Annotated in this window: 28 protein-coding genes; 19 read left to right on the forward strand and 9 right to left on the reverse strand. The window is 70.3% G+C overall.

Annotation, left to right across the window (positions count from 1 at the left end):
- Positions 1-6: 6 nt before the first annotated feature.
- Complete coding sequence (locus QK288_RS11445) at positions 7-438, forward strand: flagellar hook capping FlgD N-terminal domain-containing protein (RefSeq protein ID WP_281264435.1); 432 nt, start codon at positions 7-9, stop codon at positions 436-438.
- A 48-nt stretch (positions 439-486) separates the two neighbouring features.
- Positions 487-1,662, forward strand: coding sequence for a flagellar hook protein FlgE (locus tag QK288_RS11450; RefSeq protein ID WP_281264436.1), 1,176 nt, complete (start codon positions 487-489; stop codon positions 1,660-1,662).
- Positions 1,663-1,842: 180 nt separating this feature from the next.
- On the opposite strand, the gene QK288_RS11455 is transcribed toward QK288_RS11450, so the two are convergent.
- Positions 1,843-2,109, reverse strand: coding sequence for a hypothetical protein (locus QK288_RS11455; RefSeq protein ID WP_281264437.1), 267 nt, complete (start codon positions 2,107-2,109; stop codon positions 1,843-1,845).
- Here QK288_RS11455 and QK288_RS11460 point away from each other — a divergent pair.
- The 3 genes from QK288_RS11460 to QK288_RS11470 all read left to right on the forward strand — a co-directional run bounded on the left by QK288_RS11460 (position 2,108) and on the right by QK288_RS11470 (position 4,697).
- Positions 2,108-2,749, forward strand: a complete 642-nt coding sequence (locus tag QK288_RS11460; protein WP_281264438.1) for a hypothetical protein — start codon at positions 2,108-2,110, stop codon at positions 2,747-2,749. The two genes, QK288_RS11455 and QK288_RS11460, sit on opposite strands and share 2 nt — an antisense overlap.
- 275 nt (positions 2,750-3,024) lie before the next feature.
- Positions 3,025-3,939, forward strand: coding sequence for a family 16 glycosylhydrolase (locus QK288_RS11465; protein WP_281264439.1), 915 nt, complete (start codon positions 3,025-3,027; stop codon positions 3,937-3,939).
- Between the two features lie 116 nt (positions 3,940-4,055).
- Positions 4,056-4,697: a hypothetical protein gene (locus tag QK288_RS11470; protein ID WP_281264440.1), complete on the forward strand. Its 642-nt coding sequence runs from the start codon at positions 4,056-4,058 to the stop codon at positions 4,695-4,697.
- On the opposite strand, the gene QK288_RS11475 is transcribed toward QK288_RS11470, so the two are convergent.
- Both QK288_RS11475 and QK288_RS11480 read right to left on the reverse strand, forming a co-directional pair.
- Entirely contained in the window at positions 4,698-5,264 is a 567-nt protein-coding gene (locus tag QK288_RS11475; RefSeq protein WP_281264441.1) for a GrpB family protein, read from the reverse strand.
- Positions 5,261-5,932 (reverse strand): DUF402 domain-containing protein, encoded by a 672-nt coding sequence (locus tag QK288_RS11480; protein WP_281264442.1) that lies wholly within the window; start codon positions 5,930-5,932, stop codon positions 5,261-5,263. The genes QK288_RS11475 and QK288_RS11480 overlap by 4 nt, the downstream gene beginning before the upstream one ends.
- A gap of 45 nt (positions 5,933-5,977) precedes the next feature.
- Here QK288_RS11480 and QK288_RS11485 point away from each other — a divergent pair, with 45 nt between their 5' ends.
- The 5 genes from QK288_RS11485 to QK288_RS11505 all read left to right on the forward strand — a co-directional run bounded on the left by QK288_RS11485 (position 5,978) and on the right by QK288_RS11505 (position 11,305).
- The gene (locus tag QK288_RS11485) at positions 5,978-6,718 is read left to right on the forward strand and encodes a hypothetical protein (protein WP_281264443.1); all 741 of its coding nucleotides are present in this window, start codon (positions 5,978-5,980) and stop codon (positions 6,716-6,718) included.
- A gap of 9 nt (positions 6,719-6,727) precedes the next feature.
- A complete protein-coding gene (locus QK288_RS11490; protein WP_281264444.1) occupies positions 6,728-7,339 on the forward strand; it encodes a TetR/AcrR family transcriptional regulator in 612 nt (203 codons plus the stop codon).
- 33 nt (positions 7,340-7,372) lie between these two features.
- On the forward strand, positions 7,373-9,169 hold the full coding sequence (locus QK288_RS11495; protein WP_281264445.1) for a sulfatase: 1,797 nt from the start codon (positions 7,373-7,375) through the stop codon (positions 9,167-9,169).
- A 76-nt stretch (positions 9,170-9,245) separates the two neighbouring features.
- On the forward strand, positions 9,246-10,601 hold the full coding sequence (locus QK288_RS11500; protein WP_281264446.1) for an MFS transporter: 1,356 nt from the start codon (positions 9,246-9,248) through the stop codon (positions 10,599-10,601).
- A gap of 80 nt (positions 10,602-10,681) precedes the next feature.
- Positions 10,682-11,305 (forward strand): DUF402 domain-containing protein, encoded by a 624-nt coding sequence (locus tag QK288_RS11505; protein WP_281264447.1) that lies wholly within the window; start codon positions 10,682-10,684, stop codon positions 11,303-11,305.
- Here QK288_RS11505 and QK288_RS11510 read toward each other — a convergent pair.
- Positions 11,297-11,692 carry an NUDIX domain-containing protein gene (locus QK288_RS11510; RefSeq protein WP_281264448.1) on the reverse strand — a complete coding sequence of 132 codons (396 nt, stop codon included), beginning with the start codon at positions 11,690-11,692 and terminating at the stop codon, positions 11,297-11,299. The two genes, QK288_RS11505 and QK288_RS11510, sit on opposite strands and share 9 nt — an antisense overlap.
- A 45-nt stretch (positions 11,693-11,737) precedes the next feature.
- Here QK288_RS11510 and QK288_RS11515 point away from each other — a divergent pair, with 45 nt between their 5' ends.
- Both QK288_RS11515 and QK288_RS11520 read left to right on the forward strand, forming a co-directional pair.
- Positions 11,738-12,433, forward strand: a complete 696-nt coding sequence (locus tag QK288_RS11515) for an alpha/beta fold hydrolase (protein WP_281264449.1) — start codon at positions 11,738-11,740, stop codon at positions 12,431-12,433.
- Positions 12,434-12,442: 9 nt separating this feature from the next.
- Positions 12,443-12,952 carry a tetratricopeptide repeat protein gene (locus QK288_RS11520; RefSeq protein ID WP_281264450.1) on the forward strand — a complete coding sequence of 170 codons (510 nt, stop codon included), beginning with the start codon at positions 12,443-12,445 and terminating at the stop codon, positions 12,950-12,952.
- A 62-nt stretch (positions 12,953-13,014) separates the two neighbouring features.
- Here the strand turns inward: QK288_RS11520 and QK288_RS11525 are convergent, their stop codons facing one another.
- Positions 13,015-13,491: a MarR family transcriptional regulator gene (locus QK288_RS11525; RefSeq protein ID WP_281264451.1), complete on the reverse strand. Its 477-nt coding sequence runs from the start codon at positions 13,489-13,491 to the stop codon at positions 13,015-13,017.
- A 75-nt stretch (positions 13,492-13,566) separates the two neighbouring features.
- Here QK288_RS11525 and QK288_RS11530 point away from each other — a divergent pair, with 75 nt between their 5' ends.
- Genes QK288_RS11530 through QK288_RS11555 form a run of 6 tightly spaced genes read left to right on the forward strand, consistent with a single transcriptional unit; the run spans position 13,567 to position 17,650 of the window.
- A complete protein-coding gene (locus QK288_RS11530; protein ID WP_281264452.1) occupies positions 13,567-14,358 on the forward strand; it encodes an SDR family NAD(P)-dependent oxidoreductase in 792 nt (263 codons plus the stop codon).
- Between the two features lie 15 nt (positions 14,359-14,373).
- Entirely contained in the window at positions 14,374-15,036 is a 663-nt protein-coding gene (locus QK288_RS11535; protein ID WP_281264453.1) for a dihydrofolate reductase family protein, read from the forward strand.
- 58 nt (positions 15,037-15,094) lie between these two features.
- A complete protein-coding gene (locus QK288_RS11540) occupies positions 15,095-15,661 on the forward strand; it encodes a hypothetical protein (protein ID WP_281264454.1) in 567 nt (188 codons plus the stop codon).
- Between the two features lie 56 nt (positions 15,662-15,717).
- Positions 15,718-16,212, forward strand: a complete 495-nt coding sequence (locus tag QK288_RS11545) for a DUF1269 domain-containing protein (protein WP_281264455.1) — start codon at positions 15,718-15,720, stop codon at positions 16,210-16,212.
- 29 nt (positions 16,213-16,241) lie between these two features.
- Entirely contained in the window at positions 16,242-16,961 is a 720-nt protein-coding gene (locus QK288_RS11550; protein WP_281264456.1) for a GAP family protein, read from the forward strand.
- An 11-nt stretch (positions 16,962-16,972) separates the two neighbouring features.
- The gene (locus tag QK288_RS11555; RefSeq protein ID WP_281264457.1) at positions 16,973-17,650 is read left to right on the forward strand and encodes a GAP family protein; all 678 of its coding nucleotides are present in this window, start codon (positions 16,973-16,975) and stop codon (positions 17,648-17,650) included.
- 56 nt (positions 17,651-17,706) lie between these two features.
- Here the strand turns inward: QK288_RS11555 and QK288_RS11560 are convergent, their stop codons facing one another.
- From QK288_RS11560 to QK288_RS11575, 4 genes are all read right to left on the reverse strand, one after another.
- A complete protein-coding gene (locus tag QK288_RS11560) occupies positions 17,707-17,907 on the reverse strand; it encodes a hypothetical protein (RefSeq protein WP_281264458.1) in 201 nt (66 codons plus the stop codon).
- A gap of 61 nt (positions 17,908-17,968) precedes the next feature.
- Positions 17,969-20,311: an arylsulfatase gene (locus QK288_RS11565; protein ID WP_281264459.1), complete on the reverse strand. Its 2,343-nt coding sequence runs from the start codon at positions 20,309-20,311 to the stop codon at positions 17,969-17,971.
- 94 nt (positions 20,312-20,405) lie between these two features.
- Positions 20,406-21,230 carry a mechanosensitive ion channel family protein gene (locus tag QK288_RS11570; RefSeq protein WP_281264460.1) on the reverse strand — a complete coding sequence of 275 codons (825 nt, stop codon included), beginning with the start codon at positions 21,228-21,230 and terminating at the stop codon, positions 20,406-20,408.
- Between the two features lie 71 nt (positions 21,231-21,301).
- On the reverse strand, positions 21,302-22,060 hold the full coding sequence (locus QK288_RS11575) for a carboxymuconolactone decarboxylase family protein (protein ID WP_281264461.1): 759 nt from the start codon (positions 22,058-22,060) through the stop codon (positions 21,302-21,304).
- Positions 22,061-22,212: 152 nt separating this feature from the next.
- Between QK288_RS11575 and QK288_RS11580 the strand changes: the two genes are divergently transcribed.
- Positions 22,213-23,802 carry a Na+/H+ antiporter gene (locus QK288_RS11580; protein WP_281264462.1) on the forward strand — a complete coding sequence of 530 codons (1,590 nt, stop codon included), beginning with the start codon at positions 22,213-22,215 and terminating at the stop codon, positions 23,800-23,802.
- Positions 23,803-23,840: the final 38 nt, after the last annotated feature.

Below are 23,840 nucleotides of genomic sequence, written 5' to 3' on the forward strand. Positions count from 1 at the left end.
AGAACCATGCCGATCGACTCGATCACCGGCAGCGTGGACCAAGCCACGCAGGCCGCAGCCCTCGCCGCGAACGCCGCCTCGAAGAAGTCACAGACGATGGACTCCGAGGTGTTCATGAAGCTGCTCGTCACGCAGCTGCAGAACCAGGACCCGTCCTCGCCGATGGACACGAACCAGATGATCAGCCAGCAGACGCAGCTCGCGATGATGGAGCAGATCACCAACCAGACCACGACGGGGAACGAGAACTTCTCGTTGCAGATGCGCATCGCCGCGGCGAACCTCGTCGGCAAGCAGGTCACCTACACGGACGCGTCCTCCGGTGCATCCGTCACCGGGACCGCGAGTGCCGTGTCGTACGCGAACAGCGTGCCGACCGTGACCGTGAACGGGAAGGAGGTCGATCTCGACGTGATCTCCGGTATCAAGACCGCCTGACCCGCTTCCTCCTCTTCTCCCTCCGTCTCGTTCTGAAAGGAACACACCATGCTCCGCTCGCTCTACTCCGGTATCTCCGGACTCCGCTCCCACCAGGAGATGCTCGACGTCACGGGCAACAACATCGCCAACGTCAACACCGTCGGGTTCAAGGCCTCGTCGACGGTCTTCCAGGACACCCTGTCGCAGATGACCCAGGGCGCCGGCGGGCCGCAGACCGGCATCGGCGGCACCAACCCGGCGCAGATCGGCCTCGGCGTGCAGGTCGCCGGCGTGTCCACCAACTTCGCCCAGGGGTCGGCGCAGGCCACCGGCAAGGCAACCGACCTGATGATCTCGGGCGACGGCTTCTTCGTCACGCGGCTCGGCAACGACACGATCTACAGCCGTGCGGGCGCGTTCGACTTCGACGCGAACGGCCGACTCGTCAGCGCCGACGGCAAGATCGTCCAGGGCTACTCCGCGACGAACGGTGTGATCAACGACGGTGGGCAGCTCACCGACATCGTCCTGCCGCTCGACGCCGCCGCACCGGCGACCGCGACCTCCTCGGCCACCGTCACCGGCAACCTGCCGTCCGACACCGCCGTCGGCGAGACACTCAACCGCGACGCCACCGTGTTCGACCAGAACGGCAGCAAGCACACGCTCTCCCTGGCGTACACGCGGACCACGACCGGGTGGAGCGTCACGGCGTCGAACGGGCAGGGGACCTCGGCGACCGGCGCGATCACCTTCGCCGCGGACGGTTCCGTCGCGTCCGGCGGCACGCTCGCGGTCGGCGGCATCACCGTCGACATGACCCAGCTGTCCGGGTTCGCGGCGCTCAACACCGCATCGATCTCGTCGCAGAACGGGCACGAGGCCGGGTCGCTGCAGGGCTACTCGATCTCGAAGGACGGCACCGTCGTCGGCACGTTCTCGAACGGGTCCTCGCTCGCCATCGGCCGCATCGCGCTCGCGACGTTCGCGAACCCGGCTGGCCTCGAGAAGACCGGTGCGTCCGGCTACCGCGCGACGGCGAACTCGGGCCAGGCCACGGTCGGCGCGCCCGGCTCCGCCGGTGTGGGGTCGCTGGCGTCCGGCACGCTCGAGATGTCCAACGTCGACCTGTCGCAGGAGTTCACGAACCTCATCGTTGCGCAGCGCGGGTTCCAGGCGAACGCGCGCATCATCACCACCTCGGACGAGGTCCTGCAGGAGCTGACGAACCTGAAGCGCTGAGCCGTTCGGCGGCGCCGTGGCGTCGGGCGCCGGGCCGTTCGGCGGCGCCGGTCCGTTCGGCGGCGCCGGTCCGTCGGGCGCCGACGTTCGACCAACCGGGAGCAGTCCGCACCACGATTCGCCGTGGTGCGGACTGCTTCCGGTTGTGCGGTGGGACGCGACTCCATGCCGCGAGATCGGTCAGACGTGTTTCTGCCACGCGCCGGACCACCAGGCCGGCTCGAACCCGATCGACGTGTTCACCGCGAGCATGTGGGTGTTCTCCTCGGCGTTGGCCGTGACGACCGCCGGTGAGTCCGGCACCGCTCGTGCCCATGCAGCGAGGGCAGTGCACTTCGCCAGGTCCTCGACCGGGGGACGGCCGTGGACGAGGGAGCGCGACGGCCACCGTGCCCTCCACTGGGGCACGCGGCCCGAACCGGGCTGGGGGATGATGACGACTGCCATGGACACCACCACGACGACTCCTCCGCGTCACCGTGACGGCTCGGTGCTGCCTGCCGGAGGGGCGCAACGCCCGACGCCGTGGCTCAGGGCGGCGCGGTGGGCCGGACGGCTGCTGCTCGTCGTCACCGCCCTGGCGGTCGTCCTCACCCGGGCGACGCGCGCGGAGTGGACCGCGCAGGGCTACGACGCCGACGGGTTCCCGGTGAGCTGGGTGCCGAACACGACGCTCCTGCTCGTGCTCGTCGTCGGGATCGCCTGGCAGTGGGTCTGTGGACTCGCCGCTTCGCCTGACGCATGCTGGCGGGACGGGGACACACTCGTCGCGCCGACGGTGTTCGGTGACCGGCGGATCCTGGTGCCCGGCGCCCTCGTGCTCCCGTTCCGCCTGCTCGATCAGACGGGCGTCGTCCACGGGGGGCTCGTGATCGATCGACGTCTGCATGTCGTCGCGCTCGTTCCCGCGCTGTGGTCAGGAGGTCGTGGACGTCTCGACCGTCTGACGGACCGTCGTGCTGACGGGACGTTCCTCCGTGCCGTGGGCGAGTACGCGCTCGGGTTCGTCTGGCTGCTGTCGGTGGTCGTGGTCGTCCTCGGGCTGATGGCCCTCGTCGACGTGCTCACCGGGGCGATGGGGCGCTGACCGTCGACCGAGCACCTCGGGGTACACGAGTGGCCGCTCCGCGCTCCGAGCGGGGAATTCGGGGGACGATCTCGCGGTGACCCCCAAACGGGGCACAGGATGATGCAGGATGTTCGCGGACACGTCACCGATTCCCCTCGGGACGTGCGTCCGCCCCTGACGACTCCCCAACCCGAAGCCCTCGAGGAGCACGACATCCACACCCGAAGCACGTGCACGCCCATGCGCGGCACGACCCCCACGTCCAGTACGCCCACCATCGATCGGCACCAGCGGTGAAGCGCGGGCGCATCGTCCTCGCGGCGGCCACCGCCTCCGTCCTGTTGGTCGGGATCCCGACCGCTGCCTCCGCCCACGCGTGGGGCTGGGGCGGCCGGTGGCACCACGCACCGCCCGTCGTGTCACCCGAGCCGTCCGACGAGCCGACGAGCACACCGAGCGACGAGCCGTCCGGCGATCCGACGGACATCCCGACGGAGACCCCGACGGCTGGGCCGACCGACGCTCCGACGCCCGCCCCCTCCGCGACCCCCGAGCAGGCCGCGCCGGAGCCCGCCGCGGACGACGCAGCCGTCGCACCCGACTCGTCGTTCGTCGAGGACTTCAGCACGTCCGCGGTCACCGGCCTCGTCCAGTCCCTGTACCCGCAGTCGTGGCAGCCCTACCCCGACGGCACGTCCGGCATCTACGAGCCGAGCAAGACGGTCTCCGTCCACGACGGCGTGATGGACGTCCAGCTCGGCGGTGCGGGCGCTGCCGGCACCTTCGGGTCCAAGGACGGCGCATGGGACCACGTCGGCGGCTCGTTCTCCGTCCGGGCAAAGGCCACGGGCGGCGACGGCAACGGCGCGGCGTTCATGCTCTGGCCGAGCTCGAACGTCTGGTCCGACGGCGAGATCGACTTCCCCGAGGGCAACTTCGAGTCGAGCCCGTCCGCGTTCCAGCACTCGATGACGCCTGGGCAAGAGAACGAGCGCGTCCAGGTCGGCAGCGGCGTCTCCTGGCGTGACTGGCACACGTACACGATCGACTGGGTCCCCGGCGAGTCGGTCACGTACAGCGTCGACGGCCAGGTCCTCCAGACCCTGACCGAGGACGTGCCGACGACCGCGCACCGCTTCATGTTCCAGACCGGCAACTGGGGCGACGACGGCAACCTCCTCATCGACTGGGTCTCCACCACCGAGTGACGCAGCCCGGACACGGGCCGGACGGGAGGCTCGGTGCCAGCTGGCACTGAGCCTCCCGTCCGTCGTCAGGTCGCCGTTGCGGCGGTGAGGGGTCCGTGGTTCGCTGGAGCGGACAGATGGGGGAGTCAGTGATCTCGACGAGGCCGGACCCGGGGAACCCGTGGCCGCACGACATGGTCCTCACCATCCAGAACGATGCGCACGCCCTCTTCGACCTGCTGTGGGTCCGGGAAGCGTGGGCGCTCGAACCGGTCGGAGCGGATCTGCCGCCGTTGCTCGTCGCCACGCCGGAGCCGGAGTCTGCGCTCCCGGGCGCCGATCGAGCGGCGGGATCGGCAGCGTGGCCCGCGCTGTGGCGCGCGTGCCTCGCCCATGCCGGGTCGCAGCCCGATCCGCGAGCGTTCGAACGGTTGCACGACCCGTCGATCCCACAGGCCGAGCGTCGTGCCCTGCTGGAACAGGTGTCCGGACCGTCGTGGCGGGACGAGTTCGGTGATGCAGCGTTCACCCGGCGGTACGACGAGTGGACATCGGCACGGTTTGACGAGATCACTTCGCCGGAGGTCTTGCGACGGTCACCGGAACGCGAGCGTCTCGAGCAGCTCGTCCCAGCGTGGCGAGCCGGACTCACGACGATCGTCGAGATCCCGTGCCGGGGGACGTTCACCCGACGGGTGGGATCGCATGGTCTCCTGGTGACCGCCGAGACCAGGAGCGAGCCGGACGGCTACGCGGCAGCGCTCAGCTCGTTCGCGTGATCACCGGCCGCGGGCCGCTCGGGCTCGCGCCTTGATCGCGGTGATCACCTCGGTCTTGGCATCGGCGTAGTCGTTCATGTCGTCCCACTGCCGGTCGAGCAGTGCACGCTTCGTCTCGGTGTAGAGCGCCCGGTCCGCGGCGTCGGCGCGCAGGTGATCGCGCAGGAGCCGGTACTCGTCGACCGCGGGCGCACCGTGCTCGTAGACGTGCACGTGGGCATCCCGAGCCGGCGTGCGCACGAGCCGATGCCCGGGTTCACGGACGCGGAGCTCGTAGCCGGCGGCCAGGAGCTGGTCGAGGTAGTCCTCCTCGGCGGTGATGTCCTCGACCGTGACCAGCACGTCGATGATGGGCTTCGCCGCGAGGCCGGGCACCGCAGTGGAACCGATGTGTTCGATCCCCGTCTCCGGCCCGGGCAGGACCTGTCGGATGCGCCGCTCGTGCTCGCGGTAGCGGTCGGCCCAGGCGGGATCTGCGTCGTGGAGGGAGACCTCGATCGCCTCCGGCCCGCCGACGATCTCGACGGTCGTCACGTCCGGTCGGCGCGGAGCTCGTCGGGCGGTCACGCCACCCGCTCCCAACCCGTCGGGAGGGCGACCGGGCTGCTGTCCCTCGGCAACCAGGCCTCCCACTCGGCGTCGAACGGCCACGACCGTGCGGACGCTGCATCGCGGGCCGCCTCGCCCGCCGCCCGGATGCTCGTGGCGCGCTCCTCGGACCAGAACCCCGACGATTCCAGGAACGCGAGTTCGTCGACGTCCTTGAACGACACCTGCCAGCCGTCGGCCGCCTGCCGCGCGACGACGTCCAGCGTCCAGTCCTGCGTGTCGAACCCGAAGTCCGATCGGACCCACGGCGTCTCGAGGTTCACGTACCAGTCCGGCTCCCACTGGACGCCGTCGTGCCAGCGCCACACGGACCACGGCACGTCTCGCTGGTGCACCCGGACCACGGTGGATCCGAACCACGTCGCTTCCCGGTACGAACCGTCCCAGTCGTCGGGCAGCACGAGTCGTCCGTTCGGGCCGCTGCCGACCCCTGCGCGGTTGCGGACCTCGGAGTCGGGCGTCGTGGCGACGACCGAGAACTCGTCCGAGTCGACGACGACCGTTCCGGCGACGGTGAACCCGACGGCGCGGCCGTGGTGTCCGTACTCGTTGATGCTCCTGAGGGCGACCGGTGTCCCCGGTTCGAATCGACCCGCGTCGTCGCGGAGTGCTCGTGCGGTGTCCATCGCGTTCGAGCATGCCATGTCGACGGGCTCGGTACCCTCGTGGGTGTGGCGACGACGGCGAAGTACGACGCACTCTGGTCGGCGGCGCGGGCACGATTTCTCGACGGTGCGCTGCAGACGGATCGAGAGCCCGTCGACGGCGACCCCAGGTGGGGGATGAGCCTGGTGGTGCTGCCCGACCGCGAGACCGCCGAGGTCCTGGAACGGCAGAGCGCTGCACTCGACACCGCCTACCGCGGGAAGCACCACCTCACGGCGCGGGCCGACCTGCACGCGACCGTCACGAGCCTCGAGCCGTACCGGGAGACCATCGCGCAGCACGCCGTCGACCACTACGTCGCCGCTGTCGAGGGATCGTCGGTGGCTGACGACCTCAGGATCCGGCTCCGAGGCCTGGGCGGCTCGACCGCCGGTGTGTTCGTCCAGGGGTTCGACGACGGCACGCTCCTCCCACTCCGGCAGCGCATGCACGCGGCAGCGGCAGCGCTCCACCACGGTGCAGCGCCGCCGATGGCCTTCGTCCGGGACACCGCGCACGTCTCGCTGAGCGTGCACCGCCAGGCGATCCCGGAACCGGCGGTCGTCGAGCTCGTCGAGCGTTCGCGGAACGAGGACTTCGGCGTCCTCTGCGCCGGTCGGCTGGCCCTCGTCGCATACCGGTCGCGTCCGGGCGGCCTGCGTCTCGAGGTGCTCCACACGTTCCACGGCATCTCACCTGCGCCGCGGCCGCAGTCCGCTGATCCGGAAGCCCCGGCCCACGAGAGCGGGCCGGTACCGACTGGCTAGGGTGGTCGCGTGAACGCTCAGGGCCGACCGACTCGACCACGAGGCGACGAACGCCGCCGTCAGATCCTCGACGTCGCGCTGCGGTTGTTCGCCGAGCGGGGTTTCACCGACGTGAGCGTCGCCGACGTCGCGGGAGAGGTCGGCATCACGACGGCCGGGCTCCTGCACCACTTCGGGACGAAGAACGCCCTGCTCATCGCGGTGCTGCAGGAACGCGAGACCCGCAACGGTCAGGTGGACGAGTCCCTGCGGGCCGAGGGCAAGGACTGGCTCGAGACGTTCGTCGGCCGGCTCGAACAGAACGAGGACCACCCGGCGCTCGTGCAGCTGTTCGCGCTGCTGTCCGCGGAGAGCATCACGCGCGACCACCCGGGTCACGACTGGTTCGTCGAGCGCTACCGCGTGCTGGCCGAGACGTCATCGCACGAGATGGACCGGCTCCTCGACCCGGCGAAGCTGCCGCAGGGCGTGACAGCGACGACCGTCAGTCAGTGGCTCGTCGGACTTGCGGACGGACTCCGGCTGCAGCAACTCCTCAACCCCGGCTCGGTCGACCGGATCGAGTCGGTGCGCGCCTTCGTCGGCATGCTCGAGCAGTACCGGCGGGATGGCCCCGCTTGACTTACTAAGTACTTAGTAGGTTAGAGTCACGGCATGCGAGCCGTGATGGTGCTGTTCGACAGCCTGAACCGCAAGTTCCTCCCGCCCTACGGGGCCGACTGGGTGCACGCCCCCAACTTCGAGCGTTTGGCACGCCAGACGGTGCGGTTCGACAACTGCTACGCGGGCAGCATGCCGTGCATGCCCGCCCGGCGCGAGTTGCACACCGGCCGCCCGAACTTCCTGCACCGGTCCTGGGGGCCGCTGGAGCCGTTCGACGACTCCGTACCCTCGATGCTCTCCGACGCCGGTGTGTACACGCACCTCGTCACGGACCACCCGCACTACTGGGAGGACGGAGGAGCGACGTACCACAACCGCTTCGACACGTTCGAGTTCTTCCGCGGGCAGGAGGGGGACGCGTGGAAGGGGCACGTCGCCGAACCCGAGGTCCCGGCGAGCACCCGACGCGTCCGTCACGCGCTCTGGCGGCAGGACCTGGTGAACCGGCAGTACCTGCAGAACGAGGCCGACCACCCCCAGACACTCACCGTCGACGCCGGCCTGGAGTTCATGGCGACGAACCGTGACGAGGACTCGTGGATGGTGCAGATCGAGTGCTTCGACCCGCACGAGCCGTACTTCTCGTACCGCGAGTACCGCCGTCACTACGGCTCGCTCGACGAACCCGGCACCGCGACGGTCGACTGGCCCGACTACAAGCGCGCGGACGAGACCCCCGAGGTGATCGAGCGGACCCGGGAGGAGTACGCGGCGCTGTTGTCGATGTGCGACGCGTCCCTCGGCCGGGTGCTCGACCGCTTCGACGAAGAAGGCCTCTGGGAGGACACCCTGCTCATGGTGTGCACCGACCACGGCTTCCTGCTCGGTGAGCACGGCTGGTGGGGCAAGAACATCCAGCCCTGGTACGACGAGAACATCCACACGCCGTTGTTCCTCTGGGACCCGGTGTCCCGCGCCGCCGGGACCGCCACCGATGCCCTCGTCCAGACGATCGACTTCGGCCCGACGCTGCTCGACCTCTTCGGCGTCGACCGGACCGAGCGCATGCAGGGCCGCTCCATCCTGCCGATCGTCCGCGCGAGCGCAGACCGCGCGGATGTCGACCGCGACGACTCGGTCCGCACCACCGCGATGTTCGGCTCGTTCGGCGGCCACGTGAACATCACCGACGGCCGGTACGTCTACATGCGTGCCGCCGCCGCCGAGAACGCTCCGCTCCACGAACACACCCTCATGCCGACCCACATGAACTCGCGCTTCACCCCGGCCGAGCTGCGCGACGCCGAACTCGTCCCGCCGTTCGACTTCACCCGGGGTGTGCCGGTCCTCCGTGTCCCCGGCTCGGCGTTCGGCGACCCGTCGTCCTTCGGGACCGTCCTGTTCGACCTCGCGACCGACCCGGAGCAGGAGCACCCCGTCATCGACGACACGCTCGAGCTCCGCATGGTCGGGTTGCTGCTCGACGCCATGCGCGCCAACGACGCCCCGCCGTCGCAGTACGAACGCCTCGGCCTGCCGCAGGCGGGCCCTGCCGACGGTTCGCACCTGCTCGCCCGCGCCCAGCTCGACCGGTACCGTGCCGCACTCGAGCCGATCCCGGCGGCTGGCGAGTTCCCGACGGACCGGCCGAGTGTGCGCACCCCGATCACGAGCCTCCTGTCCGTCCCGCAGGCACGTGCCGTCCTGGAGGACGCGCTCGGCCCGGTCGTCGGCCAGCTCGCCGCCCAGACCGGCTCGTCGACCCTGCTCGACCTCGCCCCGTTCACCCCGGCCCTCCGCGCCGCCGCGATCCGGCGCATCGACGCGCGCCTCGCGGCGATCTCCTGACCGGCAGCCGAACCACCCCGGGCCCCGGCCCGACACCACCCGACCCCAGCACCAGGTATCTCGACGAGGAGTTCCGATGGCACAGCAGGCACCACACGCCGCCACCCCGACCGACGCACCAGCGACACCGCCGTCCGTCATCGTCCCGAGGCGGTGGCGACGACTCGCTGCCGTCGTCGCCCCGCTCTGGGCCGACAACAACGAGGGCAGCATCCTCAGCACCCTCGCGCCGGTCATCATCGCGGCGATCTCGCTGCCGCTCGCCGCCGTCGGCGTCCTGACCTCGATCGCGAAGTTCATCAGCATCGTCTTCGGCCCGTTCTGGGCGTTCGTTGCCCGGAAGACGAACCGGAAGGCGACGTTCGTCATCACGACCGCCATCACCGGTGTGCTCACGGCGCTGACCGGCCTGGCGCAGAACTACGCGCACATCATCCTGTTCTACGGCCTGTCCGCGGTGTTCATCGCGGCAGCGCTGCCGATCGTGAGTGAGATCACGACCGACCTCTTCGACGAGAAGAGCCGCGGCCGAGCCTCCGGCTACACCTGGGGAGCGATTTCGCTGCTCGGCTCGATCGCGGGTCCGCTCATCGGCCAGCTCGCGAACGTGCACGACGGCTGGCGCTACGGCTTCTTCATCTGGGGCGGCCTGACGATCGTCGCCTCGCTCGTGCTGCTGTTCTGCTTCACGGACCCCGGCCTCGGCGCGAGCGAGCCGACGACGGCGATGATGACCGTCGAGCAGCGCGCCGAGAACGAGCGCATCACGTGGGCGAAGGTGCGACGGATGTTCGGGATCCCGACGTTCACGCTCATGCTCGTCCAGCGCCTCATCTCCGGGCACCTGCTGATCGGGTCGTTCGGCATCCTCTTCCTCGTGCAGACGTACGGCTTCAGCACGGCCGTCGCAGCGGTCGTCACCCTGCCGTTCGGTCTCGGCTACCTCGTCGGGACGTTCGGCGGCGGCATCGTGACGGACGCCCTCCAACGGCGGTTCCCCCGTGCGGGCCGGATCGCCGTGCTGCAGTTCGCGCAGCTCGGGTTCGCGGTCGCCTCGCTGATCGCGACGCAGTTCGACTGGGGCACCATCTGGGTGTTCGCCGGCCTGTGGTCGGTGATGGGGTTCATGCAGGGCCTGAACCCCGGTGTGAACCGGCCGATCGTCGCGTCCGTCGTGCCGCCGGAGCTCCGCGGTGCCGCGTTCGCGCTCATGCTCTCCGTGTTCGAGGGGCTGGCCTACGCGCTCTTCAACCTCTCCGCCGGGTTCCTGGCCGAGGCGATCGGCCTGAAGGCGGTCATGTTCTGGATCCCCGGCGTCTTGATGCTGGTCAACGCGGCCTTCGTGACGCTGCTCTACCGGACCTACCCGCGGGACGTGGACCGGCTCGACGCGCTCCTGCAGGCGCGCACCGGTTCGGTGGCGACCCACTAGCGGACTGGAGGCTCGCTACCAGCTGGCACCGAGCCTCCAGTCCGGCTCCTGGCCGCGCCGCGCCCGTAGGCTGCGGTCCCATGGACGACGATGTCACGCTCCTGCGGTACCGCTACCCCGACGGTCGGCTGCAGGCTGCCTTCCCGTTGCGGCGGATCGAGGAGACCGACCAGCGGTTCGTCGGGTGGTTGCCGGTCGGGTCCGAGATCGCGTACTGGTCGACCGAGGCCGGCGACGACCCTCGGGTGGTCCCGTTGGCGGAGCGGTTCCGGCAGCGGCTCGGGTACTCGCGCCGGACCTGGTCCGGCGGGAGCGTGCTCCGGGTGATCCCGTGGGACGAGCCCTGGCAGGTGCTCCACTTCTGGGACGAACACGGGGTGTTCTCGGGGTGGTACGTGAACCTGGAATCCGAGAAGCAGCGCGACCACCTCGGCGTGACGTCGGTGGACTGGCACCTCGACCTGCTCGTCTCCCCGGACTTCGTCGTGACGTGGAAGGACGAGGACGAAGCGGCTGCCGCCGTGCAGACCGAGTACCTCCGGGAGCGGGACCTCGAGGCCGCACGGGAGACCGGACAGGCGATCGCTCGGGACCCCGAGGGCTTCGTCGACGCGATCGGGCACTGGGAGGGCTTCCGGCCCGCGCCCGGACTCGATCGCCCGCTCGCGCTGCCGGACGGGTGGGACGCCCCGGCGTCAGGCTGAGCGGAGGAGGTCGAGCACGCCCTCGGGGTAGACCTGGTCGCTCGTGTCGATGGGGACCCACCGCACGGGACTGCCCTCGTCGAGCACGACGAGCGAGGCGTCGAGCGGCACGGAATCGAGACCGGGCGAGCCGACCGCGAAGACGTGCACGAACTCGTGCCCCGGGTGCCCCTCGAACGTGAAGATGTTCTCCAGGACGCCGAGTGGCTCGACCGTGTCCAGGTCGACGTCGAGCTCTTCCCGGAACTCCGCGGTCTCCCCGAACTCGATCCCGCCCCCGACCGGCCGGTGGAACCGGAGGTCTCGGACGCGGTCGTGGTTCTCGGACAGCAGCACGTGGCCGTCACGAACCGGGAGTCCGACGGCGATGTTCCGGATGGACGACATCGTCCCACCCTGTCAGCGCATCCGCGGTCTCGCTAGGGTCGTGCCATGGCGGAGACCGGCGCGTTCGTGTTCCTGCACGCCTCGAACCGCGCGGTCGACCGGGCGTGGCCGGTGGCGTCCGGCCTGCCGGACAAGCGGTTCGCGCGGATGCCCGGCTACGACTCCGAGTCGGCCGCGGCCGTACCGTTCGACCAGGACGCATGGGAGTCACGGCTGCTCCTGGCGTGCCCCGACGGCGCCGTGGTCGTCGCGCACTCGTTCGGCGGGCCGGTCGCGATGCGTGTGGCCGCCCGGCGCCCCGATCTGGTGCGGGCGCTCGTGCTGTTCGAACCGGCGGCGTACGCACTCGCACGGGGGACCCCCGCGGTGGAGGACCACGTCCGACGGGTGCAGCCCGTGCTCGACCGTGCCGGGTCGCTCGATGCTGCGAGCTTCGCGGTGGCCTTCGGGAACGCGATGTCGGGCCGGCCCGGCGCGTCTGCACCGACCACGCCCGCGGGCCTGCTCGCGGCCGAACGGCAGCGCATGCTGCCCGGCCCGTGGACGCTCGACACCCCGGACCGCACGGGAGTCCCGACGCTCGTCGTCACCGGTGGGTGGAACGACGAGTACGAGACGATCGCCGCGCACGTCGACGGGGCGGTGCACGTGGTCCTCGCCGGCCACGGACACCGCCCGCAGGATCACCAGGACGCGACGCGGGGCGTGCTCGACTTCGTGCGAGCGGTTTCGCCTCGGTAGCCTGGCGCGATGCCGATCATCCCCGATGCCGTGCCCGCCGACGTCGAGTGGGAGAACCTGGTCGACGCGCTCTGGGCCGACGAAGCCGTCGATCCCGAGTCCCGAGTCGCCCTGATGCGCGAGCTCGCCGGCTCTGCACCGCACCCCGCGCTCGGCGCGTTCGAGCTCGGCGGCGCCTACGACTCCTCCGGGCACGAGGCCGAGGCAGCCGAGCAGTACGCCGCTGCGGCCGACGCCGGCCTGGCGACGGTCGATCCGCTCCGTGCGGCGCGGATGGCCGTCCAGTACGCGTCGACGCTCCGCAACCTCGGTCGGCTCGACGAGGCCATCGCGATGCTGCGGGACGCTCCCGAGCACGAGTCGACCGGCACGGCACCGCGGGTGTTCCTGGCGCTCGCGCTGCACAGCGCCGGCCGCCACGACGAGGCCCTCCGCGTCGCGATCGAGGCCATCGAGCCGACGCTCCCGCGCTACAACCGATCCGTCCGCGCGTACGCGGCGGCCCTGACGGACCTGTAGGCGACGGACGGGAGGCTCGGTGCCGGCCGGCGGGGAGCCTCCAGTCGGTCGTCGTGACCGCTTCAGGGCCGTTGGTCGCTTCGGTCAGGTGGGGTCCAGACGGGCTCCGGGCCGACGGCCGCCGCGATGCGGCGGCTGATCACACCGAGCTGCCGGACCTGCGCGTTGGTCAGGGCGCCGAAGACGACCTCGTCGACGAGCGCGCGGTGGCCGGGAGTGGCCTGCGCGACGGCGGCGTGCCCGTCGTCCGTGAGCACGGCCAGTGTGAACCGGCCGTCGCCCGGATCGGGTCGCCGGTGCACCCAGCCCTTGCCCTCGAGCCGGGTGACGGCGCGGGACAGCCGTGACAGCGTGCAGCTGGCGTACCCGGCGAGGACGCTCATCCTGAGGGTCCGGTCGGGAGCGGTGTCGAGGGCGTACAGCACGCCGTACTCGAAGTGCGTGAGCCCGCTGTCCCGTTGCAGCTGCGCGTCGAGCGCGGTGGGGAGGCGTTCGAGGACGGTGGCGAACGCCGCCCACACGGCCTGGTCATGTTCCATGACTCGATAGTACTTGCTCAGGCAAGTCAACCTCGCTACGGTGACTTGCCTGAGCAAGTCATCGACGGGAGTGACATGGACATGCAGCTGCGCGGCAGGACGGCCTTCGTGAGCGGATCGACGGGCGGGATCGGGTTCGCCGTGGCGTCCGCGCTGAGTGCCGAGGGGGTCCGGGTCATCGTCAACGGACGGTCGGCGACCCGCGTCGATGCGGCGGTCGACCGCCTGCGTGCCGCGTGGCCGGACTCGTCGCCCCGCGGGATCGTCGCGGACTTCGGGGACCCGGCGTCGGTGCAGCGACTGCTCGCGGAACTCGACGAGGTCGACGTCCTCGTCAACAACGTCGGCCTGTTCGGGCTCACGGCGTTCCCGGACGTCGACGACGACGAGTGGCAGCGGTACTTCGACGTGAACGTGATGAGCGGCGTGCGGCTGTCCCGGCACCTGCTCCCCGGCATGCTCGCGCGGGGCCGGGGTCGCATCGTGTTCGTCAGCAGCGAGTCCGGTGTCTCAGTACCAGCGGACATGGTCCACTACGGCACCACGAAGGCAGCGATGATCGCGCTCGCGAACGGCTTGGCGAAGACCACGCGGGGGACCGGGGTGACCGTGAACACCGTGCTCGGCGGCCCGACCTACTCGGACGGCGTCGCGAGCGCGGTCGAGGGGATCGCTTCGTCGCAAGGGGCCACGGTCGACGAGGTGAAGGCCGCCGTCATCGCGCAGAACCGCACCACGCTGCTCGAGCGGTTCATCGAGCCGTCCGAGATCGCCGACATGGTCACCTACCTGGCGAGCCCGCGGGCGTCGGCCACGAACGGTGCAGCGCTCCGGGTCGACGGTGGGGTGCTCACGACGACCCTCTAGTCGTATGGTTGCTGCGTGTCGATCGTCAGGGTGCACAACTTCGCCATCTCGCTGGACGGCTACGGCGCGGGTGCCGACCAGTCGCTCGAGCAGCCGTTCGGCCACGCCGACGGACGGCTCATGCAGTGGTTCTTCGGGACGCAGACGTTCCGCGCGATGCAGGGAGCGTCGGGCGGGAGCACCGACCTCGACGACCGGTTCGCGCGCACGTGGGCCGACGGCATCGGTGTCGAGATCATGGGCCGGAACAAGTTCGGACCTGTCCGCGGGCCCTGGCCGGACGAGTCGTGGACGGGCTGGTGGGGCGAGGACCCGCCGTTCCACACCCCGGTCGTCGTGCTGACGCACCACCCCCGGGAACCGCTGTCGATGGCGGGCGGGACGACGTTCCACTTCATCGACGCGAGCCCGGCCGAGGCACTCGCACAGGCACGCGCTGCGGCACCCGGGCTGGACGTACGGATCGGGGGCGGCGTCGAGACGGTCCGGGAGTTCCTCGCAGCGGACCTCATCGACCGCATGCACGTCGTGCTCGTCCCGATCGTGCTCGGACGGGGCGAGCGGCTCTGGGACGGTCTCGAGGGACTCGAGGACCGGTTCACGATCGAGGCGACCCCGTCGCCGTCCGGTGTCGTCCACCTGACCTTCGAGCGCCGGGAGATCACCCCCGCCGGGTGAACCGAGTCGTCGTGCGCCGGCGGATCCTCGGCGCATGGAGACGGGTCGTGGACCGGGCGTGGTCGCTCGCATCGGGGCCTGGACGCAGGTCGGTGTGGGGATCGGGGTGGGCTTCGGCGCGCTCGCGACACCGGCGTCGTCCGCGACGGTTCCGTCGGTGGTGGTGGGCATCGCCCTGATCGTGATGAGCGCGTGGAGTGTCGTCCTCGGCAACGCCGGGCGTCGCTCCGGCGCGTCCCTCGCCCGGCGGGTGCTCCTGGCGACGAGCGGGTTCGTGGTGCTCGGCGTGGGGATCTGGTCGATCGTCGCTCCGGCACCGACGCCGGACGCGCTCGTGACCCGCACCGGTGTCGCGTTCGGTGCGGCCGCGGTCGGGTACGCGGTCGTCGCCGCGACCGTGGCCGACCGGGGGAGCCGCTGGAGCTGGGGCGTCCTCGCTGTCGCGCTGGCGGTGTTCGGGCTCGTGCTCGGGGCCGGCCCGGTCGTGGTCGACCAGTCGGCGCTCGTCGTGATCGCAGCCGTCTTCGTCGAGCTGAGCCTGGTCACCGCGGCCGCGATGCTGATCGCGGGCACACCGGCTGACTCGCCCGATCGGGGTGGTGTCGCGGGCGGTGACCCGGGATAGACCTTGGTCGAACGGTCGGTGACCGAATCCCCGACCGCCGACGGAAGGAACGCACCATGGCCGATCTCATCGTGATCTCGTTCACCGACGACGCCGACGCGGTCGCCGCGTACGAGGAAGTCCAACAACTGCAGAGCGACCTCGTGGTCGAACTGGCCGGACTCGCCCTCGTCCACCGCGACGAGAAGGGGAAGACCCACGTCGAGACCCCCGGGCCGGCCGGCAAGGTCGGTGCGGGAGCCGCTGGAGGGGCGCTGTTCGGTACCCTCCTCGGGCTGCTCTTCTTCGTGCCGTTCTTCGGGCTCGTGATCGGAGGTGCGCTCGGCGCGCTCTTCGCCGGCCTCGACAAGACGGGGATCAACGCGGAGTTCCGCGAGCGCGTGAAGAGCGCGGTCGCCGACGGGCGGTCCGCCGTGGTCGTGTACGCGACGAAGATCACCGAGGACAAGTTCGGTGAGGCGTTGTCCCGCTTCGGCGGCACGGTCGTGCAGACCTCGCTGTCCGAGGCCGACGAGCACGAGCTCGCGCACGACATGGCCGGCAAGGACTGACCGGCACCACCAACAGGAGGGCCGAGACCATGGGCGCGTTGATCCTGGGACTCATCGCGCCCGTGCTCGGCATCCTGCTCAGCCCCCTCGCGATCATGGCGCTCGTCGCCGAACTCCTCTCCCGGCGGTTCCGGGCGAACGGCATCGCCTACCTGATCGGGTGGGCGCTCGCCCTGACCGTCATCACCGGCGTGTCCGTCGCGGTCTTCACCGCGATCGACTTCTCCCCACGCACCGATGCGCCGACCTGGGCCGCGATCGTGCGGCTCGTCATCGCCGTCGGCCTGATCCTCGCAGCGGTGTGGGTGTTCCGGCGCGGGGGCCGTGACCTCGAGAAGATGTCGACGGCGGAAACGCCGCGGGAGGTCGCCGACGCGGCACCGCAGCTGCCCGGATGGCTGCAGAAGGTGAGCGAGTTCACCCCGGCGCGGTCACTGGCCCTCGGGTTCGGCATCTTCGCGATCAACCCGGTGGACGCGTCCTGCGCGATCATCGCGGGCCTCGACATCGCGGGCGCTCCGGTGTCGCTCGGCGCTGGTGCGGTGGTCGCCGTCGGGTTCGTCGCCCTGGGGATCGCACCGATCGCGGTGCCGGTGTGCTTCGTGCTCGCCCGGGGTGACGCCGCCGCACCCCTGCTCAACCGCCTGCGGTCCTGGATCGGCGGGCACACCAACGTCCTGAACGCCGCACTCGTCCTCGTGATCGGGGTCCTGCAGTTGCAGAAGGCCGTGTCGGCGCTCATCAACTGAAGGGAACCCCCATGGGCTTCGCAGCGCTCGTCGGCGAACTCCTGCCACAGGCAGTGACGATCGCCATCAGTCCGCTCCCGATCATCGCCGCGATCCTGCTCCTGCTCTCACCACGGGCACGTTCGGTCGCGAGCGCGTTCCTGGTCGGGTGGGTGCTCGGCATCGCCGTCGCGGTGACGGTGTTCACGCTGGTGGCGTCGTCGATCCCGGCGGCGGACCCGGACGCGGCGAAGCCCGTCGCCGGCGTCGTGAAGATCGTCCTGGGTGTCCTCCTCGGGCTGCTCGGCGTCGGCCAGTGGCGGAAGCGTCCTGCTCCCGGGACGACCGCGGCCCCGCCGAAGTGGATGGGTGCCATCGACTCGCTCCGCCCCGTGCAGGCGGCAGGTCTGGCGTTCCTGCTGGCCGCGGTCAACCCGAAGAACCTGATGATGGCGGTAGCGGCCGGTACGACCGTCGGGACCGCTGGGGCCAGCGCGGCTGCGAGCACCTGGGCGATCGTCCTGTTCGTGGTCCTGGCGTCGCTCAGCATCGCGATCCCGGTCCTCGGGTTCCTGGTCGCCGGCGACCGGGTGTCCGGTGCGTTGGGGACACTCCGGGACTGGCTGACGGCGAACAACGCCACGATCATGACGGTGCTGCTCCTGGTGATCGGCGTGACGACGATCGGCAAGGGCATCGCGGCGTTCTGACCGCACGACGACGGCGCGGTCCCTCCTCCGGGAGGGACCGCGCCGTCGTCGTGCGGTCAGCGGTCGTGTCGGAGTTCGGCGATCTCGAGGCCGAGGTCCGCGATCCGCGCGAGGAGTGCGTGCAGTTCGGTCTGGTCGTGGAGCTCCCCGATGACCAGGGTCTCCGCCGGGCCGATCTGGACCAGGTCGAACTCCGGGAAGGCCGCGGCCAACGTGTCGGACCAGGCGTACGGCAGACGGATCTCGTAGCGGCTCATCGTCTGCCCTCCTCCTCGTCCGTCACGTGGTCGCGGTCGCATCCCGGTGTGTCCGCGCTGCTCAGTCGCGGGCCATCGCGGCGGCGAGGTGTGCCTCGAGGTCGACGTACGCGTCGTCCGCGATGTCGAACACCACCTTGTGGATCGTCCCGTCGTGGAACGCGAAGCGGTCGCCCGCGTAGGCCGAGGTCACGGCGTCACCGCTGTCGTACCCGATGCACAGGCCCTCGCCGCAGAGCGAGAAGTGCCCGAGGACGGTGCGGATCGGGATCTCGCCGACCTGCTCGTCGTCGATGAAGAGCGCCAACGGTCCGACGCCCTCGCGGTACTGCCCCATCGACTCCTTGGTGAACGAGACGCCGACCAGGTGTCTGCCGGACGTCGGCGCCGGCGCCTGCACGAGGTCCTCCGGTGGGATGCCGAGGAAGTTGTAGACGTAGCTGAGCTGGCCGTCCTTGACGTACAGGGCATGCCCGCCGAAGCGTGATCCGTGCGCGAACACGACCCCCTCGGTGTCCGGGGTGAAGTCGATGTCCGCGACGATCTTGTACGAGACGCCGTGCACGTTGGCTGCCGAGCGCTCCGGCACCTCGGTCGTGCCGGGGTAGTACGTGTACTGGCCCGTCGGTGGCACTGGGACCTTGAACTCCATGTTGACGAACGTCTCGAAGTCCTTCGGGTTCCCGATGATCTGCAGGTCGTTGAGGGGCAGGACCTTGCCCGCCTTCGCCTCCTCGAACCACAGCGCGACGAGCTCCTCGACCTTCTCCGGGTGCTCGTCCGCGAGGTCGTGGACCTCGGCACGATCGACGTCGGTGTGGAAGAGCTGCCAGCGGTCCTCGTCGAACCCGCTGATGCCGGACACCGGACCGTGCTCCGTGACGGCCTTCCAACCGTCGTGCCAGATCCCGCGGTTGCCGAGCATCTCGTAGTACTGCGTGTGCTTCTCGGTCGGGGCATCCGCCGAGTCGAAGCTGTACCGCATGGAGACGCCGTCGAGCGGGTTCTGCTGCACGCCCGCGTAGGTGTCCGGGAACGTCACGCCGCACGCGTCGAGGATCGTCGGCACGATGTCGGTCGAGTGGTGGTACTGGTTCCGGATCTCACCGCGGGACGCGATGCCCGCCGGCCACGAGATCACCAGCGGGTCGCAGATCCCGCCCTGGTACACGTACCGCTTGAACATCCGGTAGGGCGTCGAGAACGCCATCGCCCAGCCGGTCGGGTAGTGGTTGTAGGTGTCAGGGCTGCCGAGCTGGTCGACCATCGTCAGGTTCTGCGCGAGGTCGTCCGGGTACCCGCCGAAGATCTTCCCCTCGTTGACCGAGCCGTTCGGGCTGCCCTCGCCGGAGGCACCGTTGTCGGCGCAGTAGATCACGATGGTGTTGTCGAGCTGACCGGATTCCTCGAGGTAGTCCACGATGCGGCCGACCTGTGCGTCAGTGTACTCCGAGAACCCGGCGAACACCTCGGCCATGCGGCAGAACATCGCTCGCTCCTCGTCGGAGAGCGTGTCCCACGGCCGGACCTCGTCCGTCTCCGAGAAGGTCCCGGGAGGCATCGGGTTCTCATCGGTGAGCTGCGTGCCCTCCGGCAGCAGTCCTCGCTCGATCATCCGGGGGAGCACCCACTCGCGGTAGGCCTCGTACCCGTCGTCGAAGGCGCCCTTGTACTTGTCGATGTACTCCTGCGGCGCGTGGTGCGGGGCGTGGTTCGCGCCCGGGCAGAACCAGAGGTACCAGGGCTTGTCCGGCTCCGTCTGCTTGGTGTCGCGGATCATCTTCAGCGCCTGGTCCGCCAGGTCCTTGGACAGGTGGTAGCCGTCCTCGGGGAGGTACGGCTGGTCGATGTAGTGGTTGTCCTCGGCGAGGGACGGGTACCAGTTGTTGGTCTCGCCCCCGATGAAGCCGTAGAACCGGTCGTAGCCCTGCGCGAGCGGCCAGTTCTTCTTCGACGCACCAGCGGTCCACTCGTCGATCGGCACGTTGTGGTTCTTGCCGACCCAGAACGTCGACCATCCGGCGTCGCGGAGGACGTTCGCCATGGTCGCGTTCTCCGGCGGGATGTGCGAGTTGTACCCGGGGAACCCGGTCGAAGACTCCGAGATGGTCGCGAAGCCGTTCGAGTGGTGGTTCCGTCCGGTGAGCAGCGTCGAGCGGGTGGGGGAGCACAGCGCCGTCGTGTGCCACTGCGAGTACGTGAGTCCGTTCGCCGCGAGTCGCTCCATCGTCGGCATCTGGATCCGGCCGCCGTACGGCGACCACGCGGCCTGCCCGGTGTCGTCGTACAGGACGACGAGGACGTTCGGTGCGCCCTGCGGTGCCTTGGGCGGGATGAAGGCATCCCAGTCCGAGACCGAGTCCCTGACGTCGAGTTCGATCTTCCCGGAGAACTGCTCTGTCATGATCTGCTCCTGTTCAGTCGTTCGGCACCAGGATCCGTTCGCGTCGCGGACCCGCACACGCCCAGATCGGGTGAGATCGCCGGTGCCGGTCGGGTCAGCCGATCTCGTCGGTCAGCGCCGTGAGGAACCGCGGCGGGTCGGACGACACCGAGCACGTGAGACCGGCGTGACCGATCTCCTCGGCGACGGCGCGGACCACGTCCGAGCGGGCGTTCTCGCGGTCGTCGTAGGTCGACCAGAACCGGATGGTCAGATCGGTCCACGCCGGCGTGACCGTCCGCAGGAAGACCTCGGGGGACGCACCATGCAACCCGGTCGTGCCGTCGACGGCCCGCACGATCGCCGGACAGAGGCGGTCGAGGTCGGCGACGGCGTGGACCCGCGCCCTGACCTCGCTCCGGACCGATCCGGACTCCGTCGCGTTCACGAGGCAGCCCTCGAGGAGCATCGTGTTGGGGACCCGGATCATCCGTCCGTCCGACGACCGCAGCAGGACCGAGCGTCCGGTGAGCTCGACGATCCGCCCGCTGGCACTTCCGATCTCGATCGCATCGCCGATGCGCACCGGCCGCCGCGCCTGGATGACCAGCCCGGCGCCGAAGTTGGCGGCGATCCCGCGGAGCGCCAGGAACGCGACCGCGGCGATGATGATGACGGCGGCGAGCACCGGCTGGAGGGGCGCGCCGAGGACCGTCAGGACGATGCCGATCGTCAGCAGCAGGATCGCGTACCGCACCAGTCGGGCGACCAGGTTCGTGCCGCTCGGGCCGAGCCCGCTCCACTTCGAGAGCGCCGCGGTCACCCCGCGCCGCGCCCAGACGGAGACGAACCAGCCGCACACCAGCACGATGACGGCCAGCACCACGTCCCACGCGCCGAAGGACGAGCGCTGCAGCAGACCGTTCACGAGATCCTGCATGACCGGACCGTAGGTCCAGGCGCGTCCGCCGGGCTCGCCCCGACGGGGTGAACCTGCGGGCCGTCGCCCCGTCAGGCCGCGGCGGGCGCGCCCTCGTCCACTGCGGCGAGGCCGTTCAGCGTCCGGGGGTAGCCCACGAACGGCAGCAGCACCGTGAGCACGTCGAGGAGGTCGGCGCGGGAGTTGCCGACGTGCAGGTTCGCCGCGACGTGCCCCTCGACCTGACCGTCGGCGCCGCCGAGGCCGACGAGCATCGCGAACGTCAGCAGTTCACGCATCCGGACGTCGAGACCCGTGCGCGTGTAGTGGTCGCCGAAGCAGTTCGCGGACAGGAAGCGTTGGAAGTGCAGGGCGTCGTCCGGCGCGTTCGCGTACATCGACTCCACGCGGTCGCCGACGATCTCGGTCTGCTTCGCCTTGCCGACCTCGAAGCGGTCATCCGGCGTCGTGGTCGACTGGCCGGGGAGCGGCAGTTCGACGCCGCGCTCGGTGAGCACCTCGTTGGTGATCCGCAGGAAGTCGACCACCCGTGCGATGCCGACGTAGGCGACGGCCTGGTAGACGACCTCCTTGACCTCGATCGGCGTGACGTCGTTGTCGAGCGCGGCGCCGAGCATCGTGCGGAACTCGGTCTGCGCACCGACCGCGATGATCGCCCCGAGCTGGACGACCAGCCGGTCGTGCCGGTTCATCGACGCGGCACGGAGCGTCTCGTCGAAGGCGAAGTCGTCGAAGAACGCGACGAACTCGGTGTCGGTCTCCGCGAAGGTGGAGGCGTGGTTCGGGAAGAGGGTGTCGTGCTCCGCACGGGCGGCGTCGTCAGCTGGCATGTCCTCGACGCTAGGGCCCGATCGGTGCCGGGAGGAGGCACTGCCAGTACACGGAAGCGAGGTCAGGAGCGCGCGGTTCGCGCCCCGGTCAGGATCCTCGGCAGCCTTGCTGCGAGCCGCGCACAGGCACCGCCTGCCATGCTCTGAGGCCCATGGAACTCATCGCACCCGAACTCGTCGTCGTGCTCGCCACGGCGATCGCGGTCGCCACCGCCGTCTCCGGGCGCATCCGGATCGCACCGCCCGTGCTGTTGCTCGTCTTCGGCGCCGGGATCGCGTTCATCCCGGTGTTCGGCCGCCTGGAGCTCCCGGCGGACGCGGTACTGCTCCTGTTCCTGCCCGCGCTCCTGTACTGGGAGAGCCTGACCATCTCGCTGCGGGAGATCCGCGCGAACCTGCGGGGCATCGTCCTGATGGGCACGCTCCTCGTCGTGGTCACCGCGGGCGGGGTGGCGACGCTCCTGCACCTGCTCGGCATGCCGTGGGGCCCGGCGTGGGTGCTCGGTGCCGCGGTGGCTCCGACGGACGCGACGGCCGTCGGCGCGCTGACCCGCTCCCTCCCACGCCGGAACACGACGGTGCTCCGCGCGGAGAGCCTGGTGAACGACGGGACGACGCTCGTCGTCTACGGGATCGCGGTGGCGGTGACGGCGGGCGAGCAGACCCTGACGGCGTGGAACGTCAGCGGGATGCTGCTGCTGTCCTACGTCGGCGGCATCGCTGCCGGGCTCGTGGTGTCCTGGCTCGGCATGCAGGTCCTGCGGCGGGTGCATGCCGTCGTGCTGGAGAACCTGCTCACGCTGCTCGTCCCGTTCGTGGCGTTCCTGGCCGCGGAGGCGATCGGTGCGTCCGGTGTCCTCGCCGTCGTCGTGGCGGGGCTCGTCGTCAGCCAGGTGGCCCCGAAGCTCGACCGTGCCGAGACCCGCCAACAGGTGCGGTCGTTCTGGTCGTTCGCGACGTTCCTGCTCAACGGCGCGCTGTTCGTGCTCGTCGGCATCGAGGCGACCATCGCGGTCCGCGCGCTCGGCGTCCGGGAACTGTGGCTCGGCCTCGGCCTCATCGGACTGGTCTCGGTGACGGTCGTGGTGCTCCGCTTCGCCTTCCTCAACGCGTCGTGGGGCGCCGTCAAGCTCGTCACGCTGCGCACCGGCGGCACGCCACGAGAGGGACACCGCGACCGGGTGGTCAGCGGCTTCACCGGGTTCCGTGGGGCGGTGTCGCTGGCGATGGCCGTCGCGGTGCCGCGCATGGTCGAGAGCGGTGCGGCGTTCCCGGACCGCGACCTCATCGTGTTCGTCACGGCAGGCGTCGTCGTGGTCACGATCGTCGGGCAGTCGCTCGTCCTCCCCGCGGTCGTCAGGTGGGCGGACTTCGGCGGTCGCGACGAGGTGGCCGACGAGCGTCGGGACGCCGAACGGACCGCGATCGAGGAAGCGCTCGACGCCCTGCCGCGCCTGGCCAAGCGGCTCGGGGCCGACGACGAGGTGGTCGAGCGCATCCGCGGCGACTACGAGGGGCACCTGGCGCTCGTCCGGGCGGAGCAGAGCGACGAGTCCGACCACCCGTTGCTCGCGAAGCGCGGCGATGCGGTGGAGCTCGAACTCGAGCTCGTCCGGCACAAGTCGGCGACCGTGCTCCGGATGCGCGACGAGGGCGACATCGACGACCTGGTATTGCGGCAGGTCCGGGCGGAGTACGACGCCGAGGAGACCCGGCTGCTCCGCCAGGGTGAGCGCGACTGACCAGCAGTCGACGACTCAGCCGAGCGCGCCTGACCCGC

The organism is Curtobacterium sp. 9128, from assembly GCF_900086645.1.
GTDB lineage: Bacteria > Actinomycetota > Actinomycetes > Actinomycetales > Microbacteriaceae > Curtobacterium.